This is a genomic window from Kribbella alba, assembly GCF_039529635.1.
GTDB lineage: Bacteria > Actinomycetota > Actinomycetes > Propionibacteriales > Kribbellaceae > Kribbella > Kribbella alba.
In genome coordinates, this window is sequence record NZ_BAAANE010000007.1 from 1,021,827 (window position 1) to 1,037,951 (window position 16,125).

Consider the following 16,125-nt stretch of genomic DNA (forward strand, 5'->3'; position numbering starts at 1 on the left):
CCACCGACCGGAGGTGCTTCACCCGATCAGCAGAAGGAACAGCGACTCATGACAGACAAGCAGGTCTGGCTCGTAACCGGCGCAGGCCGGGGCCTGGGCATCGACATCGCGAAGGCGGCTCTCGCGGCCGGCCACGCCGTGGTCGCGACCGCTCGCAAGGCTAAAAGCATCACTGCCGCGCTGGGAGAGCACGACGACCTTCTCGCAGCCGCACTCGATGTCACCGACCCGGCAGCCGCCGAGGCCGCGGTCCAGGCGGCCGTCGAGCGGTTCGGGCACCTAGATGTGCTGGTGAACAACGCCGGCAGCTTCCAGGCCGGGTTCTTCGAAGAGATGACGCCTGACGCGTTCCGTTCTCAGATCGAGTCGACGCTTTTCGGTCCGGTCAACGTCACCCGCGCGGTGCTCCCGCAGATGCGGGCCCAACGTTCGGGGCTCGTCGTCACTGTCTCCTCGACCGCCGGCATCGCTGCCGACGGGGACTTCCTCACCGCCTACGCTGCGTCAAAGTTCGGCGTCGAGGGGTTCATGGAGGCCCTCGCCACCGAGGTCGCTCCGTTCGGCATCCGCACCATGAGCGTGGAGCCCGGGTTCTTCCGCACCCAGCTCCTCACCCCGGAGTCGACCAACTTCGCCGAGCCCTCGATCGACGACTACGCCGACCGCACGAAGGCAACCATCGAGGGCTGGCAGAGCATGAACGGCAAGCAGGGCGGCGATCCCGCCAAACTCGCCCGCGCACTCGTGCAGCTCGCCGCGCTCGCCTCGCCGCCGGTCCGCTTCGCCGCAGGCGCCGATGCCGTCGGCGTAGTCGAGAACAAGGCCAAGGTCCTACTCGATCAAGCTGAGGCCTACCGCGAGCTGTCCTCCAGCCTCGCCCACGACGACGCCTGAACACCCACCCGCTCACCACCGAAACATCCACAGGAGCGATTCAGGACGCGTTTACGGCTGCCCTCCCAACACCGCGACACCCCGATCACGATCACGGCCGGTACACAAGTCTCCGAGGCGACCCTGAACAACACCCAGGTCGCGCAAGACTTCAAGAAGATGCTCCCGGTCACGTTGCCCTGGTTCCGCAACTCGGGCATCGAGTACATCACCGAACTCGACGCGCCACTGACCGAGAGCGGACCGTTCTACACCGACGTCCAGCCCGGCGACCTCGTCTACTACAACCCCGCGCGACAGCATCACCATCAGCTACGAAGAGACCAGCTCAGTCCCCAACCTCACCAAAATGGGCGAGATCACCTCCGACCTGAGCGCGTTCAAAGACCTCCCCGACAACACCCCAATGCGCATCCAAGCCAACTAGCGCAGCCTGATCACCATCACCGCCAACGAGCCACGACTGCATGCCGGACCACCGAGCCTTCGACGGCTGCCGCTAACAGCTCGACCCAGATTCGTCAGCAGAGACGAACTTGACAGGTTCAGTGAAGGTAACGGTCCCGCGGGCGGCTACGCTCGGAACCATGCGAGTCGTGATAGCGGGTGGACATGGACAGATCGCGCTACGCCTCACCAAGATCCTGGCCGGCGACGGGCACGAAGTAGTCGGCCTGGTGCGCAATCCCGCGCACGAGGCCGACGTGAACGCGGTCGGCGGCCACGTCGCAGTACTGGATCTGGAGAAAGCCGATGTCGCGGCGGTCGCCGACGTCCTCGCGAACGCGGACGTCGCCGTCTTCTCGGCCGGCGCGGGACCGGGCAGCGGAGCCGAGCGCAAGAAGACGGTCGACCGCGGCGCAGCGGTGTTGTTCGCCGACGCGGCCGAGCGCGCGGGGGTCCGGCGCCACCTGCAGGTGAGCTCGATGGGCACGGACCGCGTGGACGAGCTCGACCCGAAGGACACGTTCACGATCTATCTCCGGGCGAAGAAGGAAGCCGAGGACGACCTGCGCGGCCGCGATCTCGACTGGACGATCCTGCGCCCCGGCTCGCTCACCAACGATCCAGGCACGGGGAAGGTGCGCCTCGCCGACAAGGTCGACCGCGGCAGCATTCCCCGTGACGATGTGGCGCTGGTCCTCGCCGGACTCTGTGACACCCCGGCCTCGATCGGCCGGACGCTCGAACTGATCTCCGGCGACACCCCGGTCTCCGAGGCGCTGAAGAATCTCTGACGTTGCCGCCGGCAACAGATTGTGACGGACATGGGCGACGACACCCTCCGGACCGTGCACTTCGAGCGCACGTCCAACAGCAAGTACCTGGTCCACAACGTGCGGGGCGGCACGCTGTCCGTCGGCTCCGGTGGTGATACCGACGCCGACTTCACCCCGGTCGAACTGCTGCTGGTCGCGCTGGGCACCTGTTCGGCCATCGACGTGGACATCGTCACCAGCCGGCGGGCCGAACCGACCGACTTCCGCGGGGTGGTCCGCGGGGACAAGATCCGCGATCCCGAGCAGGGCAACCGGATGGAGAACCTCGTGGTCGAGTTCACCATCCGCTTCCCCGAGGGTGAGGACGGCGACAAGGCCCGCGAGGCGTTGCCACGGGCGGTGAAGATGTCGCACGACCGGCTCTGCACGGTCAGCCGCACAGTGGAACTAGGCGCGCCGGTCACCACCACGATGGAGGACTCGCCGTGAAGTTCGCGCTGCTGATCTGCGCCGACCCGACGCTGGTGCCGGATGACGCCTTCGCCAAGGGCTGCGAGGGCTGGACCGAGGAGATGCGGGAGCGCGGAGTGCTGCTGGACGGCGGTATGGGTCTGCGCTCACCCGCCGAGGCCCGCACGGTCCGGGTCCGCGAGGGCGACGAGGTGTCGATCACCGACGGCCCGTTCGCCGAGACGAAAGAACTCATCGGCGGCCTCACCGTGATCGAGTGCGCCGATCTGGAGGAGGCCGTCAAGATCGCCGGCGCCCACCCCTCCGCCCGCTACGGCGCGATAGAGGTCCGCCCCATCTGGGACCCCACAGACCCCAACCCACCCTGGGAACAGCCCTGAGATCAATCCCGGGCCAGGTGTTCGCGCAGCTCACTCATCGTTCGTACGAAGGCAGCTTCGAGGTCGACCTCATAGGCGTCGGCCAGCACCATCACGGACCACAGGCAGTCGGCAAGCTCATGCGCGAACGCCTCATCGAGATCCGCCCGCGGCCTGACTCCTTCCTTGCCCTGCACAAGCTTCGCCAGATCCCCGACATCGCCGAGGAACCCGAGCATCAGCTCCTCCCGGCTCCAACTCCGCCCATACCGCCGCTCCTCAACGGCCGCGTACTCCCGCCGAACCCCCCGCGCCGCCGCCCGCATCTCCGCAAATTCCATCCCGCGACGCTACCGCCCGAAGCACGTCTGCGGACTCGCTCGCGCCGAGTGGTCGAGGGAGCCGCCACCGGTGGCCGGGACCTCCTGGGTTGAGAACGCCTACTCACGGAGGAATTCAGTGACGCCGCGGAGTGTGGTCTTCAGTCCGAACTGGGTGTGGGTGCTGTCCAGGCGGATGTCCGAAGGGCCGGATCCACGGGGGAGCGCGGCGGGATCGATGCCGTCGCGCTCCGCGATCAGGCGGCCCATGGCGTAGCGGCTGATCGGCTCAGGACCGGCCAAGTGCGCGACTCCGGCGTGGTCCGATTCCAGCAGCTCGAGCAGCGCCGAGGCCAGATCGGTGACGTGCACCGGACAGCGGATGTTGTCCGTGAACAGCGAGCCGGGCTCGCCGGCTGCGAGCCGATGGACCAACTGTTCGTGGGGCGAGCTGCCGCCGATGACCAGCGAGGTGCGGGCGATCACGGCCGTCGGGTCGATCACCCGCACGGCCGTCTCAGCAGCCGCTTTGGCCGCGCCGTACGGAGTCACCGGGTCGGGCGGCGACAGTTCGTCGTACGGACTGGACTCGCCGGAGAAGACGGCGTCGCTCGAGACCTGGATGAGTCGAGCTCCGCGCGCGGCGGCCGCGACGTTGGCCGCGCCATCGGCTGTCGTCGCCCAGTCGGATTGCTGGTAGGCGGTGTTGATGATCGCGTCCGGCCGGACCTCGCGAATCAGCGCTTCGACCTCGGCGCGGCGCCGGATGTCGACGCGGTAGGCATGGACGCCGGACGCCGGTGCGGAGTTGTTGTAGGTGGCAACGACCTCGTGGTCCGTGAGGCGGATCAGCTCGCTGCCGAGGTGACCGGCGCCGCCGGTGATCAGCAGCTTCATACGCGGATGGTATGGCGGTGGAGGTGCCAGCCGACGGTTCGGGTGCTGCGGCGAACCTCGGCGACGGTGCGGACCTTGCGGGGTGTCATCCACGACTGGGAAGGCTTGTGCAGCATCAAGCCGAAGCCCAGGGTGACGGCGGCGTGCTGGACCGCTCGGTTCGCGTCGCGCCAGACGAAGACGGTCCCCGGTACGTCGTCGCGCCCACCGCGCGTCGTGTTCTCATCGAGCCACGCGTCGAACGGTTGCCGTTGCATCCATGCCTCGGCGGCTCCCTCTACCCCGGCCGCGGCCATCACCGTGCCGAAGCAGTTCGGTCCGCTGCCGGCCGGGAATGTCCCAGCCAGCTCGCGAGCGTGGGGCAGGACCTTCGATGGCCACGACTTCACCCCGCGATGGCGGCTCGAGCCGAGATCCTCGCCGACGATCCGCGGAAGGACGACCTCAGCCGCGTCGCGCAGTACCGACTTCCACCAGACGAAGCGATGGCCGTCTGCCTGCTGACTGATCACCGGGCCGAGAAGTTGGCGCCACGCGCGCACGGTCGGCACCGCCGCTCGCTCGTGTGTGACCTGCGCCCGAACCAACGCCGCACGCGTCTTGCGCGGCAACTCCATGAATGTCGGTTCATCCAACCAAGCCGACAGCAGGCTCCCGTCGACGTCGTACGAGCGGTAGGTGTCGCGCTGTTGCTTGTCGGGCTCGGTGTCGTCGAGCGGGAGATCCCAGGCGGCAGCCTGCTCCGCGGTCATGTAGAACGGTTGTCGCTCAGGAGCGAGCCAGTCGATCCAGGACTCCAGCAAAGCAGGGGAGACCTCGATTCCGAGGACGCGCATCACAGCTCGGCGGGCGGCCCCTGCGGCCCCCGATACGGCTGGGTCTGGCTGTAGACGAGATTCGTCGTCGTGCTGCCGAACTCCGTCAGCTCGTTCACCAACTGCTCCAGATGCGCCATCGACCCGGCAGCGACTTTGAGCGTGTAGCAGTCGTCGCCGGTGGTCCGCAGACACTCGAGGATCTCGAACCGGTCGGCGAGCAACTTCCGCAACGGCTCGTGCTTGTTCCCTGGATACTTCAGCCGTACTACGGCCAGCACGGCGTATCCCACTCTCGTCAGGTCCACGTCCGCGCGGTAGCCACTGATGATCCCGGCCGATTCCAACCGCTTCACCCGCTCGGTGGTTGCCGACGCGCTCAGGTTCACCCGGCGGCCGAGCTCAGTCAGCGGGACCCGGCCGTCGCGTTGGACCTCGACCAGGATGGCCCAGTCGGTCGGATCGAGAGTCTCGGTCATAGCGTCAATCTACCGGTAGATCCACGGCTGAACAGCGCGTATGCCGTGGCGAGTCCCTTCCGGGTGGCCATTCCGGCTGGATAGCCTGAAGTGGTGCGAATCGGTGTGAATGTCCCCAACTTCGGCCCCGGAACCGACCCTGGCAGGCTGCGCGACTGGGCCCGCACGGTGGAGGGTCTCGGGTACGACCTGCTCATGGTGTCCGACCATATAGCCGTCACCCCGGATGTCGCCGCCCAATACCCGGCCCCCTTCTACGAGCCGTTCACCGCGCTCAGCTGGCTGGCCGGAATCACCGGCACGATCCGCCTCGGAACCACCGTGCTCATCGCGCCGTACCGGCATCCGCTGCTGGTCGCGAGGATGGCAGCGAACCTCAACCAGCTGAGTGGGGGACGGTTGATCCTCGGCGTCGGCGTTGGCTGGGCGCGGCAGGAGTTCGATGCCCTCGGCATCGACTTCACCCGCCGCGGGAGGCTGACCGACGAAACGCTGATGGACGTGCGAGCAGCGTGGAAGAACGACGCGGACTACCGCAGCGGCGACATCCCGATCTGGGTCGGCGGCCGCAGCGAGGCTGGAATGCGCCGCGCGGTTCGGCTCGGCGACGCCTGGCACCCGCTGCGGGAACGGCTGGAATGGATGCGCGAAGCGCTGGACCGCCTGAAGGCGATAGCCGCGGCCGAGGGAAAGCCCGTGCCGGCGTTCGCGCCCCGGATTCTCCTCAGGCTCACGGACGGCCCGCTGCCCGACCAGGAACGTGTCGCGGGCGAAGGAACGATCGACCAGGTGCTGAGCGATCTCAACGAACTCGCCCTGCTCGGCGCCGAAGCCGTAGTACTGGACCCGTTCGTCGGGGATCCGGCAGAGACAGAGCGGCCGGAGACGGCCTGGCAGGCGCTCGCGACGATCGCCGCGCACCGAGGATTGGAGAAACAATGACCCCCGAAGCAGAGGCATTCTTGCGCAAGGCAATCGAGTTGGCCGCGACAGCACGCGAGTCCGGCAACCCGCCGTTCGGATCGTTGCTGGTCGGTCCCGACGGGACAGTGATAGCCGAGGAACACAACACGAGCATCACCGACGGCGACATCAGTGCGCATCCGGAGCTCAAGCTGGCGAGGTGGGCCGCGCGCGAGCTCTCCCCGGAGACAGCCGCCGGCACGACGATGTACACGAGCTGCCAACCGTGCGGCATGTGCGCCGGCGCGATCGAGCGATCGGGCCTCGGCCGCGTCGTCTACGCATTGTCCGGCGACCAAGTGAACGCCCTCAAGCCGGGCGGCGGCTTCCCGCCCGTCCCACAGGAGGGCCCGGCCTTGTACGACGAGGCGCGAGTGCCGGTGGAGGGGTACTACAGCTGACCTACAGGTTGGCCCGGCTGACTGGTTCAGCCGGGCCCACAACGTTCCGTCAGACCGGCGTCAGGCAAAGGGTGTAGCTCGAGGAGCCAGTCTCCTTCGTGTACGCCGCGGTGTAGCCCTCGAACTTCTCGCAGTCGTCGGCGTTCGACGAGTTCTCCAGTCGGCCGATGATGCGGTACTGCGCGTCTGAGGAACCGCAGTCGACCACCTCGACGTTGGGCGCCGACGAGTTGCCCTTGTTCAGCACGCACTGGCCGACGTCGGCGGACGACGGGTTGCCCATGTTGCCCCACACGATCAGGCCGATCACCGCGACCGGGAGCAGTAGCATCAACATCGCGGGACGCTTGAACAGGGGTTTGCCGGGGTCCATCGGACGGCCGGGCGCGCCGGGAGCCGGCTCGGGCAGATTCTTGAACTTCGACCAAGGCCCGATATTTGTCAGCATCGTGATCGGGTTGATGATCGACGACCCGACGCCCCACCAGCCCTGCCAGAGGCTCTTGGACGTCATCTCGCGGACGGTCGCGATCCCACAGGTCCGGCAGAAGGGCCCTTGCAGCTTGAGGAAGCGCATCAGAATCAGCAGGCCCTGGTGGCCACGCACAGTCGCATTCACGGCGGGTACCGAACCGCAGAACCGGCACTGCATCGTGCCCTGGGCGTACGCCGGCATCCCCATCGACTGCGGGTGCGGCGGGAACTGCCCGAGCAGCGGATCCTGGTAACCACCCTGCGGTCCGTACTGCGGCTGCTGTGGTGGCTGGGTGACGTTCTGCTGGCCGTGCTGGTCCTGCGGGGTGTAGCCGCCCTGGGGGTTGGACCCCGGCTGCGGGGCATACCCGGGCTGTGGGTTGATCTGCTGGCCCTGGTCGTTGTACTGCTGCTGCTCGGGCTGCGTGTACTGCGGGAACTGGTCGTTCGGGGGACCGTACCCACCAGCGGCGCTGGGCTGCACCGCGTAAGGGTCGTGGGGCGGTTGAGGGGGAGTTGTGGTCACGAAGATTCCTGGTTGCTCGCTGCGGAGACAAATCGAACACCGCACCCTACTCAGCCGACCCGGTCAACCAAGCCCCTCCGACATGAAACGCTGACGAGGCTGTACGAACTTGCACCAACCGTCACCACCTGCTTCTCATCCGTCGATCCTCTGCCGCTACTGGACCGGAGATCGCATCACCGTCCTGAACGCCCTCCGGGTTGTTGCCGACGACATCGATGGTCTGAGGCTCTGGCTGCCGGCCGGCACGCCGTACTGGCGAGCGCTGACCGCGGACGGCCGGACGCAGCACGAGGCGCCCTTTGAAATTGCGGGGGAGGGCGCCGAGCTGGCCCAGGTCACCTGGCAAGAATCCGACGTTCTGATCTGGGTGCCGCCCACTCCGGTCGCGTATTCGGTGTGGTGGTTCCGGATGCTGCGAGCTGTGAATTCAAGGCTGGTACGGCAACTTGGAAGCGGCGGCCGTGCGGTGGGACGACCAGGTGATCAGCGGCTTCGACACGGCCGATCACCGCTCGTCCTGTGGCCGGCCGCGTGCGGGTTCAGGTGGCGTAGCGGGTGGTTAGTTCTTGCCCGAGGCGGGCCAGTTCGGACTGGACCGACGGGGGATCGAGGACCTCGATCGAACCACCCCAGCCGGCCAGCTGCTGGGCGATCATCAGGGGAGTGGGAGCGGTCACGCGCACCATGATCCGCCCGTCCTCGACCGGGCCGATGACCTCGCAGTGCCGGCCCATCCGGTCCTGCAGCACCCATAGATACCGTTCGCCGATCAGGACGGTTGCCGCCAGCAAAGAACGCTGCTGCTCCATCTCGTCGACCACGTGAGCCCACGCCTCGGACAGGTCGAAGTCGTCCGGCCGCTCCGCGGGGATGTCGGTCATGGTCGCCTCGGTGATCCGATCCACCCGGAAGGTGCGCTGACCTTTCTCGGTGCCGGCGATGAGGTACCAGATGTCGTCCTTGTCGATCAGGCCGAGGGGATCGACCAGCCGTTCGGACTCCCCGCGCCGCCGCCCGTCATACGAGATCCGCACCTTGAGGCGGCGTACGACAGCACTCTGGAGTTCGCGGACGAGGGGTGGCCGTTCCTTCTCGTGCTCACCCCACCGGGCCGGGTCGATCACCACGGCCTCGGCGGCAGCCTCCGCCTCGGCGCGGAACGTGTCGGGCAGTGCCCGGACCAGCTTCCTCAGGGCAGCCTTCGCGTCGGGAGCGATCGCGGCGGCTGGTCCAACGAGGAGGAACAAGGCCTGCGCCTCGGGCGCCGTCAATCCGCTCAAGTCCGTTCGAGCGCCGCCCAGCAACGACCAGCCGCCGTTACGACCGGACTGCGAATAGACCGGGATGCCGGCGGTGGACAGCGCCTCGAGGTCACGGCGCGCCGTCGCGATAGAGATCTCCAGTTCGCCGGCCAGTTCAGCCGCAGTCACCCGGCCGCGGGCCTGCATCAGTAGGAGAGTGGCAACCAGTCGGTCAGCGCGCATACCGACATCCTCCCAAACAAACTGCTCACCGCCTGAGCACTTAACCCGCGCCCGCCCGGTGATCCAACGGGCTCGAGGACCGCACCCACCTCGATCTCTGGGCCGACGACGAGGAGGAGCAACTTGCCGAGGTCGAGCGCCTCCAAGTGCTCGGCGCCACCCGAGTTGAGTGGGGCTACCCCAAGGACGCGGACTTTGTGGTCCTTGCAGACCCCGATGGCAACCTTTTCTGTGTGATCAACGCGGGAAGCTGAGCCAAGGGCCAGTCAACGCCGGGCCTGTGCAGTTGATTCATCCGAATCCCTTGAGAGTCGGTGGCTTGCGCGGCGGCTACAGCGGGCGGCCGGTTCCCGGGTGGCGTTTGCTGGAGAAAGGCCGGTGCGCTTGGATACTTGTCCATGACTCATCCCGAGACCTCGGAGCTGGTCCGAGCGGACGGAACGGTCCTGCGTTACTGCCTGTACGGTCCGCCGGACGGATACCCGGTTGTCTCACACAACGGGTCGCCCAGCAGCCGCTGGAAGTGGCCCACGCTGGTCGAGTCGATGCGGCGGAGCAAACTCAGGCTGCTGGTCTATGACCGACCCGGATACGGCGGTTCGACGCGCCGACCCGGACGCACGGTGGCCGACGCAGTGGACGACGTGCGCGCGCTCGCTGACGCGCAGCGCTGGGACCAGTTCGCGGTCTTCGGCGGCTCGGGAGGTGGACCGCACGCGCTCGCCTGCGCGGCACTGCTCGCCGACCGCGTCATCTCATGTGCCGTACTCTCCGGCGTCAAGCCGGCAGATCCAGGCACGCCGGTGCCTGAGGAGGCGGAGTTGCGGTCCCAGCTTGCTGAGGTCGCCGCGGAGATCATGGGGCGCATCGACGACGGCGGCCCGGAACTGCCCACCGGACCGGGCCCTGCGGCCCGCGATGATCCAGACGCCATGGCGCGGCTGCGGGCGACCTTCGTCGATGGCACGCACGGCTGGGTCGACGACAGCTTCGCCCTCGCCCGGCCGTGGGGCTTCGACCTGGCGACGATCACCGTGCCGGTGGGCCTGTGGCGGGGAACCAACGACGCCAACGTCCCCCCGGAACACGCCGACTACCTCCTCGCGCACATCCCCACGGCGCAGGGCCACGTCTACACGGGCGGACATCTGCCCGGCGCCGCTGTGTACGACGAGATCTACGACTGGCTGCACACCAGCCGCGGATCAAGCCAGCGCGCGCAAGTCAGTTCGTCGATGGACGAATCTCGGGCTATCACACTGAACAATTCTCTGAGTCGGCCAGAGGCGTAGGAGTGGCCCACCTGCTGCTCCCTGAACAACGGGTCGTAGCCGGCCTCGACGCCGGGGGAGGATCTGGGCCGCGCTCAGGTTCGCATGCTGCAGCGCTGCCCTCTCTCCTAGTACGACAGCCGTAGTTCGTGATGATGCCTTTCGGCAGGGGGCCGCGGAAGGCTGGGTGGGTGCGGCGGCCCTGACCAAGAGTGGGGGCCTGGGACAGGTAGTGGGGGCCTTGAACACGTTATTTCGTGTCCGCGGTCCCTGTTTGGTGTTCAAGGTCGCCGCTTCGTGACCGCAGCGGGCCACCGAGTCGGGTGCTGATCAATGGCGGCGTGGTTTCGGCAGGTTCGTGAGACCCGGAGCACCAACGCTCATCAACCGCGGCTGATTGCCTCCAGCGAGCGTGCGTAGGCCTGCTGTCAGTGCCCACAGGACGCCGCATCGCCGCAGCGTTTCCGCAGGTCAACAGCGCTCTCGTCGTTGACCTACGGGGTAGTGGAGCGGCGCCTGGGCCTGCCTAGGGCGTGTCTGCTAATTGCGGACGCGGTGGTAGGTGACGGTCGTGGCGAGAAGTACGCCGCCGAGGTAGGTCAGTGCGTACTTGTCGTAGCGGGTGGCGATACCGCGCCAGTTCTTGAGGCGGTTGAAGCCGCGTTCGACGGTGTTGCGGTGGCGGTAGAGGTCGGGGTTAAAGCCGGGCGGTCGGCCGCCTCGTGATCCCTTCGTCTTGCGGTGCTCGATCTGGTCGGATCGCTGCGGGATGGTGTGCGGGATTCTCAACGCGCGCAGGTGTTTGCGGGTTGAGGGGTGTGAGTAGGCCTTGTCTGCCAGGAGTCGGAATCCGCCGTTGGAGATGCCGCGGTGGGCGGTCAGCAGCGGGGCCAGCATCGGGTTGTCGCCGGCCTGTCCCGGCGACAGGGCCACGGTGAGCGGGCAGCACAACGCGTCGGTCAGGGCGTGGATCTTGGTCGTCCATCCGCCACGGGAGCGGCCCAGAGCATGGTCAGCGGGTTCGCCGGGCACATTCTTGTGATTCGATCCTGCCCCCTGTGTCGTCGTGGAACCGGCCGCCGGCCGCGTGCTGGTGGGCGCGGATGCTGGTCGAGTCGGCCGAGATCAGGCTGACCAGGTCAGACCCGTCGGCGGGCGCGGCCGCGCGGACCGCGGCGAACATCTTCGCGTAGGTTCCATCGACAGACCAGCGCCGGTGGCGCTCCCAGATCGACTGCCAGGCTCCGAAACGCTCCGGCAGATCCCGCCACGGCGAACCCGTCCGGTACCGCCACGCGATCGCCTCCAGCGTCAGCCGATGATCGTTCCAGGGACGACCCCGACGACCAGCACCGGACGGAAGAACCGGCTCGATCACGGCCCACAACTCATCAGAAATCACCTCAGCACGCAACACCCGTCGATCATCGCCGACCCCGCACCACCGATTTAGCAGACACGCCCTAGTTGATTCATCTGATGCAATACGCAGACCTAGTAGTTGACATAATGTCGCTTATCGGACATCAAGGCAGGATGAGTCAGGACACGTTGAGGGAGCTCGTCTCAACGTGTCCTGACGGTGTTCGAGCCGGTCAACCGGCGCTGGCTGGATTCGGCAGCCACGTGGGGCACCCACCCGGCACCCGCTGAACACGGTCAGGGACGCGCCGGGTAGTGCAGCGAAGCGAGTAGCTGACTGTGCAGGATGGCGTTCGAGTACAGGCCGCCGCCCTGATCGCTCGCACGTCCACCGGTTCGATCAGTGAAGCGGCCGCCGGCTTCCTCGACCAGGAGAACCCACGGCGCGTGATCCCAGATATGGAAGCCCTCGGCCAAGAAGGCATCGATCTCGCCACGAACGAGCTCGACCAGCGGTAGGGGGCTCGCCGGTGCGCGGGCTGCACTCGGTGGCAGACGAGCTCTGGACTCGTTGTCCAGAGCATCGAGTACGGCGTCAGCGAGCGTCGACGTCGTACTGACCTGGAGGCGCCGCGTCTTGCTCTCCTCGCGTGGCCAGGACGACTCGAAGGAACCGCCACCTCGGGTCGCCCACCAACAGCGCCGCAGCGCAGGAGAGGTGACGAGCGCGACCTCGGTGGTCCCCTGAACCTGCAGAGCAATGTGGATTCGCCAGTTCGGATCACCACGACTGAAGAACCCGGTGCCATCGATCGGGTCGAGGATCCAGACCCGATCGGACTCACCGAGCTGCCCAAGTTCCTCGCCGAGGAACGCATCTTCGGGCCGTGCCTCCGACAGCGCCTCCCGCAGCAAGCGCTCGACTGCCCGGTCTGCTTCGGTGACCGGTGTGCCGTCGGCCTTCAGCGTTGCGGAAACGCCGGCCTCGAAATGAGCGAGCGCGAGTTCCGCTGCCAGGTCGGAGGTGTCGAATGCGAGCTGGAGGTCATCACCGCTGTCCATCGCAGCTGACGCTATCAGCCCAGCCCCGCGCCGCCCGCCCGAGCAGCAACTGGGTTTTCGGCGGCCACTCCCCCAACGCCACAGGAATTGTCGATCAAACTGGGCGCGCATGACGACGCCCGACTCGATGCTGCTTTCAAGTCGCTTGCGCAAGCAGCTGGATTGTCGGGAGCGGAGCCGTCACGCCCGTCAACAGTCGAACACCGACCAGCAGATCTCGTTTCGCAACTGCTGATCCTCCAGGACGAGTTCGCGAATCGCATCCGGAAGCTGTTCGCGCTGCCAACGGCACTCGAGCCGGCCGGCGCTCTCACCCTCGCATCCGGGGGCCGCCGCACGTACGGCCTTGATCGCGTAGGCCGCAGCACCGAGCTCATGCGCGGCGACATGCGCCACCACCGCCGCCTGGCCGGCAGCGTATGCGGCGTGCCGAGCGGCTCCGCTCAAGTCTCTTGCCGCAGCCATGGCGTGGCCACCCGCCGCGCGGGACTGAGACATCCTGATCTCACCTCGCGCCCAAGCCCGAATCTGCTCGATCGCCTGACGGGGCCGCGGGTCCGAGGGCTGCACCAACTCGAAGAGGTGCAGAACGTGCTCTGCGCACGCGGCAGCCCACAGAGCCAGGAGCCGGTGGTCGGAGTCCGTGAGCGTGCCCCCGCGACGGATGGTGATGAAGCGGGGGTCGCGGTCTTTTGGCAGGATCACGGTTCCACCGTTCCTGAATGCATCTGCCCAACCTAGCCAAATCGCCACACAGTTGGCCTCGAAACTTGGTTGCCGAAGTTGGCGCGGGCGGGACGGGTGCGGGAGACTGCTTCGATGGCTGCTGAGTACGTCCAGAGTGACCAGTTCCGTGGTGCCCGCATCCACCTGTGTGACCTTGCCGGCCTGGAGATCCGCGATTGCGAGGTCAGCGGTCTGAAGATCGTCGACTGCTATGGGAGCGACGTCTACCTTGGTGGCGATTTCCAGCGTCTCGTCGTCAACGACGTCGACGTGACCGCCTACGTTGAGGCCGAGCTCGACCGGCAGCAACCCACGCGGGTGCTGGCGCGTGATGCCGCGACCCCCGACGACTACCGGGCGGCATGGGATGCCATCGAGACGCAGTGGAAGGCGACGCTCGAGCGCGCCAGGCTGCTGCCCGAGGCCACGCTGCACGAGCAGGTCGACGGCGAGTGGTCGTTGGTCGAGACCCAACGGCACCTGCTGTTCGCCAGCGATGCCTGGCTCGGCAATGCCGTGCTCGAGGAGGAAGCGCCGTACCACCCGTTGGGCTTCACTTCTGGCGGGATGCCGCCCGACGAGTCGGCGAAGCTCGGCCTCACCCTCGGAGCCACCCCGACGCTCGACGAGGTGCTCGCGCCGCGGCTCGCCCGCATGGCCACGATGCGGCGGGTCGTGGACGAGCTCACCGAGGCCGAGCTCGATCGGGTATGCGGTCGCAAGCCGGCGGACCCGTATCCCGACCAGGAGTACGTCGTGCGCCGCTGCCTCAAGGTGGTGCTGAAGGAAGAGGCCGAGCATCATCGTTATGCGGTGCGCGACCTCGCCGTGCTCGAAGCTGGTGCCTGAACGGCGAAGGGCACACGATCGTGCGTTGGACCGTCGCGCTCTGACTTAATCGCGTTGCGTGGCAGTCGCCGAGCGCCCTACCGTTGCCTTCCTGAAGGCAGGGAGGACGTGCCCTGTCTGCGCCTGTGAGTCAGCAGATCGGAGATGCGGAACGGCATGAGTTCTCACCTCATCGCACTCTGCTTCGATGCGAACGACCCGCTCCGTCTCGCGCGCTTCTGGGCCGGAGTCCTGGGCCGGGAGCTGGTCGACGACCCCTACGAGGGCATCGCGCTCCTGCCGAGCGATGACACCGGGTTCCAGATCCGATTTCTTTCGACCCAGGAGCCCAAGACCGGCCCGAACCAGATGCACTTCGATCTGACGAGCACGTCCCTCGAGGACCAGCAGCAGACGGTGGCGAGGTCGCTCGGACTCGGCGCCCGGCACATCGACATCGGTCAACGCCCCGAAGAGGGTCATGTGGTGCTCGCCGACCCCGAAGGCAATGAGTTCTGCGTCACCGAGCCAGGCAACAACTTCCTCGCTGACTGCGGATTCATCGGAGCGCTTTCGTGCGACGGTTCGCAGGATGTCGGGTACTTCTGGAGCCAAGCGCTGGGCTGGCCGTTGGTCTGGGATCAGGACCAAGAGACCGCGATCCGCTCGCCGCGAGGTGGTCCGAAGATCACCTGGGGCGGTCCGCCACTGACGCCGAAGACCGGGAAGAACCGGCTGCATTTCGACCTCGCCCCACCTGTCCACGGTGATCAGCAAGCGGAGGTCGACCGTCTCGTCTCCCTCGGGGCGAATCGAATCGACATCGGTCAGGGCGAGGTCAGCTGGGTGGTGATGGCCGATCCCGATGGCCATGAGTTCTGTGTGTTGACCCCCCGATAGGGCGACCGCTCCGCATCGAGTGCGTCAGGTCAGCCGGGCGGCTGCCAGGACGGCGGGTGTTGGCTGGTCAGACCAGGTGCCGGTGAGGGTGTACTCGTCGGAGGCATCGGCGGTCGGGTTGATCACCCGGCTGATCCTGAGCTCCCATGCGGCTGCGCGGATGATGGTCACCGCGCCGTCGGTCGAACACGATAGATCCGCCACGGTCTCAACAGTGCTGAGCTTCCGAGCGCTGTCACCACGTCCGGTCACCTGAGCCGTCGGCGTGCGGAATTCGCGGCGTCCGTCGATCTCGAAGTACTCCGCGGCCTGCGTGCCGTCTGCCAGGATCGCGGCGGCCAGGGCGTTCGCGTAGACGGGATCCCCGCAGGCGTCATAGACCCAGCGTTTGCCCAGGACCGTGTGCTCGGTGGTATCGATCAGCCAGGGCTCACCGCCGGTCAGCGGAGTGGCCCGATAGGTCAACGGCACGTGCAAGATCTGGCTGCCACCGGCCAGGACCAGATGCGTGTCGATGCCGACCTCACCAGCCGGGTCGTCGAAGCGATACGACCCCAAGGGCTGCACCTCAGGGTCTGGCCGCCCGGCATACCAGGGTTGGCTCGGAAGCCATCCAGCGATCAGTTCCATCTTCGTAGGCCGGATCTGAGCCCGGTGAATCAGCGCCACG

The 16,125-nt window shown here is 67.0% G+C and carries 19 protein-coding genes and 2 pseudogenes; 11 read left to right on the forward strand and 10 right to left on the reverse strand.

Features of this window, described 5'->3' with window-relative positions; genetic code table 11:
* The first annotated feature begins 48 nt into the window (after positions 1-48).
* The 5 genes from ABD210_RS22650 to ABD210_RS22665 all read left to right on the forward strand — a co-directional run bounded on the left by ABD210_RS22650 (position 49) and on the right by ABD210_RS22665 (position 2,965).
* Complete coding sequence (locus ABD210_RS22650) at positions 49-894, forward strand: SDR family NAD(P)-dependent oxidoreductase (RefSeq protein WP_344113956.1); 846 nt, start codon at positions 49-51, stop codon at positions 892-894.
* 90 nt (positions 895-984) lie between these two features.
* Positions 985-1,434 carry a cyclophilin-like fold protein gene (locus ABD210_RS32525; RefSeq protein ID WP_425552718.1) on the forward strand — a complete coding sequence of 150 codons (450 nt, stop codon included), beginning with the start codon at positions 985-987 and terminating at the stop codon, positions 1,432-1,434.
* A 47-nt stretch (positions 1,435-1,481) separates the two neighbouring features.
* Complete coding sequence (locus tag ABD210_RS22655) at positions 1,482-2,132, forward strand: SDR family oxidoreductase (RefSeq protein WP_344113957.1); 651 nt, start codon at positions 1,482-1,484, stop codon at positions 2,130-2,132.
* Positions 2,133-2,162: 30 nt separating this feature from the next.
* Complete coding sequence (locus ABD210_RS22660; RefSeq protein WP_344113958.1) at positions 2,163-2,603, forward strand: OsmC family protein; 441 nt, start codon at positions 2,163-2,165, stop codon at positions 2,601-2,603.
* Positions 2,600-2,965 (forward strand): YciI family protein, encoded by a 366-nt coding sequence (locus ABD210_RS22665; protein ID WP_344113959.1) that lies wholly within the window; start codon positions 2,600-2,602, stop codon positions 2,963-2,965. The genes ABD210_RS22660 and ABD210_RS22665 overlap by 4 nt, the downstream gene beginning before the upstream one ends.
* A 2-nt stretch (positions 2,966-2,967) precedes the next feature.
* Here the strand turns inward: ABD210_RS22665 and ABD210_RS22670 are convergent, their stop codons facing one another.
* The 4 genes from ABD210_RS22670 to ABD210_RS22685 all read right to left on the reverse strand — a co-directional run bounded on the left by ABD210_RS22670 (position 2,968) and on the right by ABD210_RS22685 (position 5,455).
* Positions 2,968-3,285, reverse strand: coding sequence for a nucleoside triphosphate pyrophosphohydrolase family protein (locus ABD210_RS22670; RefSeq protein WP_344113960.1), 318 nt, complete (start codon positions 3,283-3,285; stop codon positions 2,968-2,970).
* 99 nt (positions 3,286-3,384) lie between these two features.
* A complete protein-coding gene (locus ABD210_RS22675) occupies positions 3,385-4,161 on the reverse strand; it encodes a sugar nucleotide-binding protein (RefSeq protein WP_344113961.1) in 777 nt (258 codons plus the stop codon).
* Positions 4,158-4,997, reverse strand: a complete 840-nt coding sequence (locus ABD210_RS22680) for a hypothetical protein (RefSeq protein ID WP_344113963.1) — start codon at positions 4,995-4,997, stop codon at positions 4,158-4,160. Before ABD210_RS22680 ends, ABD210_RS22675 begins: the two co-directional genes overlap by 4 nt.
* Positions 4,997-5,455 (reverse strand): Lrp/AsnC family transcriptional regulator, encoded by a 459-nt coding sequence (locus ABD210_RS22685; RefSeq protein ID WP_344113964.1) that lies wholly within the window; start codon positions 5,453-5,455, stop codon positions 4,997-4,999. The genes ABD210_RS22680 and ABD210_RS22685 overlap by 1 nt, the downstream gene beginning before the upstream one ends.
* 93 nt (positions 5,456-5,548) lie before the next feature.
* Here ABD210_RS22685 and ABD210_RS22690 point away from each other — a divergent pair, with 93 nt between their 5' ends.
* Positions 5,549-6,397: an LLM class flavin-dependent oxidoreductase gene (locus ABD210_RS22690; RefSeq protein WP_344113966.1), complete on the forward strand. Its 849-nt coding sequence runs from the start codon at positions 5,549-5,551 to the stop codon at positions 6,395-6,397.
* A complete protein-coding gene (locus ABD210_RS22695) occupies positions 6,394-6,819 on the forward strand; it encodes a nucleoside deaminase (protein WP_344113967.1) in 426 nt (141 codons plus the stop codon). The genes ABD210_RS22690 and ABD210_RS22695 overlap by 4 nt, the downstream gene beginning before the upstream one ends.
* Before the next feature lie 49 nt (positions 6,820-6,868).
* Here ABD210_RS22695 and ABD210_RS22700 read toward each other — a convergent pair whose 3' ends face one another.
* Together ABD210_RS22700 and ABD210_RS22705 are read right to left on the reverse strand one after the other, a co-directional pair.
* Positions 6,869-7,777, reverse strand: coding sequence for an LppU/SCO3897 family protein (locus ABD210_RS22700; protein ID WP_344113969.1), 909 nt, complete (start codon positions 7,775-7,777; stop codon positions 6,869-6,871).
* Positions 7,778-8,361: 584 nt separating this feature from the next.
* A complete protein-coding gene (locus tag ABD210_RS22705) occupies positions 8,362-9,306 on the reverse strand; it encodes a helix-turn-helix transcriptional regulator (RefSeq protein ID WP_344113971.1) in 945 nt (314 codons plus the stop codon).
* An 89-nt stretch (positions 9,307-9,395) separates the two neighbouring features.
* On the opposite strand from ABD210_RS22705, the pseudogene ABD210_RS22710 reads away from it, so the two are divergent.
* Both ABD210_RS22710 and ABD210_RS22715 read left to right on the forward strand, forming a co-directional pair.
* A pseudogene (locus tag ABD210_RS22710) lies at positions 9,396-9,560 on the forward strand (VOC family protein); the annotation flags it as partial.
* A gap of 144 nt (positions 9,561-9,704) precedes the next feature.
* A complete protein-coding gene (locus ABD210_RS22715) occupies positions 9,705-10,598 on the forward strand; it encodes an alpha/beta fold hydrolase (RefSeq protein WP_344113973.1) in 894 nt (297 codons plus the stop codon).
* Between the two features lie 519 nt (positions 10,599-11,117).
* On the opposite strand, the pseudogene ABD210_RS22720 reads toward ABD210_RS22715, so the two are convergent.
* The 3 genes and pseudogenes from ABD210_RS22720 to ABD210_RS22730 form a co-directional block, all read right to left on the reverse strand.
* Positions 11,118-11,994: pseudogene (locus ABD210_RS22720) on the reverse strand (IS5 family transposase).
* Positions 11,995-12,236: 242 nt separating this feature from the next.
* Complete coding sequence (locus tag ABD210_RS22725; RefSeq protein ID WP_344113974.1) at positions 12,237-13,001, reverse strand: inositol monophosphatase family protein; 765 nt, start codon at positions 12,999-13,001, stop codon at positions 12,237-12,239.
* 189 nt (positions 13,002-13,190) lie between these two features.
* The gene (locus tag ABD210_RS22730; RefSeq protein ID WP_344113976.1) at positions 13,191-13,871 is read right to left on the reverse strand and encodes a putative immunity protein; all 681 of its coding nucleotides are present in this window, start codon (positions 13,869-13,871) and stop codon (positions 13,191-13,193) included.
* Here ABD210_RS22730 and ABD210_RS22735 point away from each other — a divergent pair.
* Both ABD210_RS22735 and ABD210_RS22740 read left to right on the forward strand, forming a co-directional pair.
* Positions 13,821-14,576 (forward strand): DinB family protein, encoded by a 756-nt coding sequence (locus ABD210_RS22735; protein ID WP_344113978.1) that lies wholly within the window; start codon positions 13,821-13,823, stop codon positions 14,574-14,576. The two genes, ABD210_RS22730 and ABD210_RS22735, sit on opposite strands and share 51 nt — an antisense overlap.
* 156 nt (positions 14,577-14,732) lie before the next feature.
* Complete coding sequence (locus ABD210_RS22740) at positions 14,733-15,455, forward strand: VOC family protein (protein ID WP_344113980.1); 723 nt, start codon at positions 14,733-14,735, stop codon at positions 15,453-15,455.
* Positions 15,456-15,479: 24 nt separating this feature from the next.
* Here ABD210_RS22740 and ABD210_RS22745 read toward each other — a convergent pair whose 3' ends face one another.
* Positions 15,480-16,124: a CG0192-related protein gene (locus ABD210_RS22745; RefSeq protein ID WP_425552708.1), complete on the reverse strand. Its 645-nt coding sequence runs from the start codon at positions 16,122-16,124 to the stop codon at positions 15,480-15,482.
* Position 16,125 lies beyond the last annotated feature (1 nt).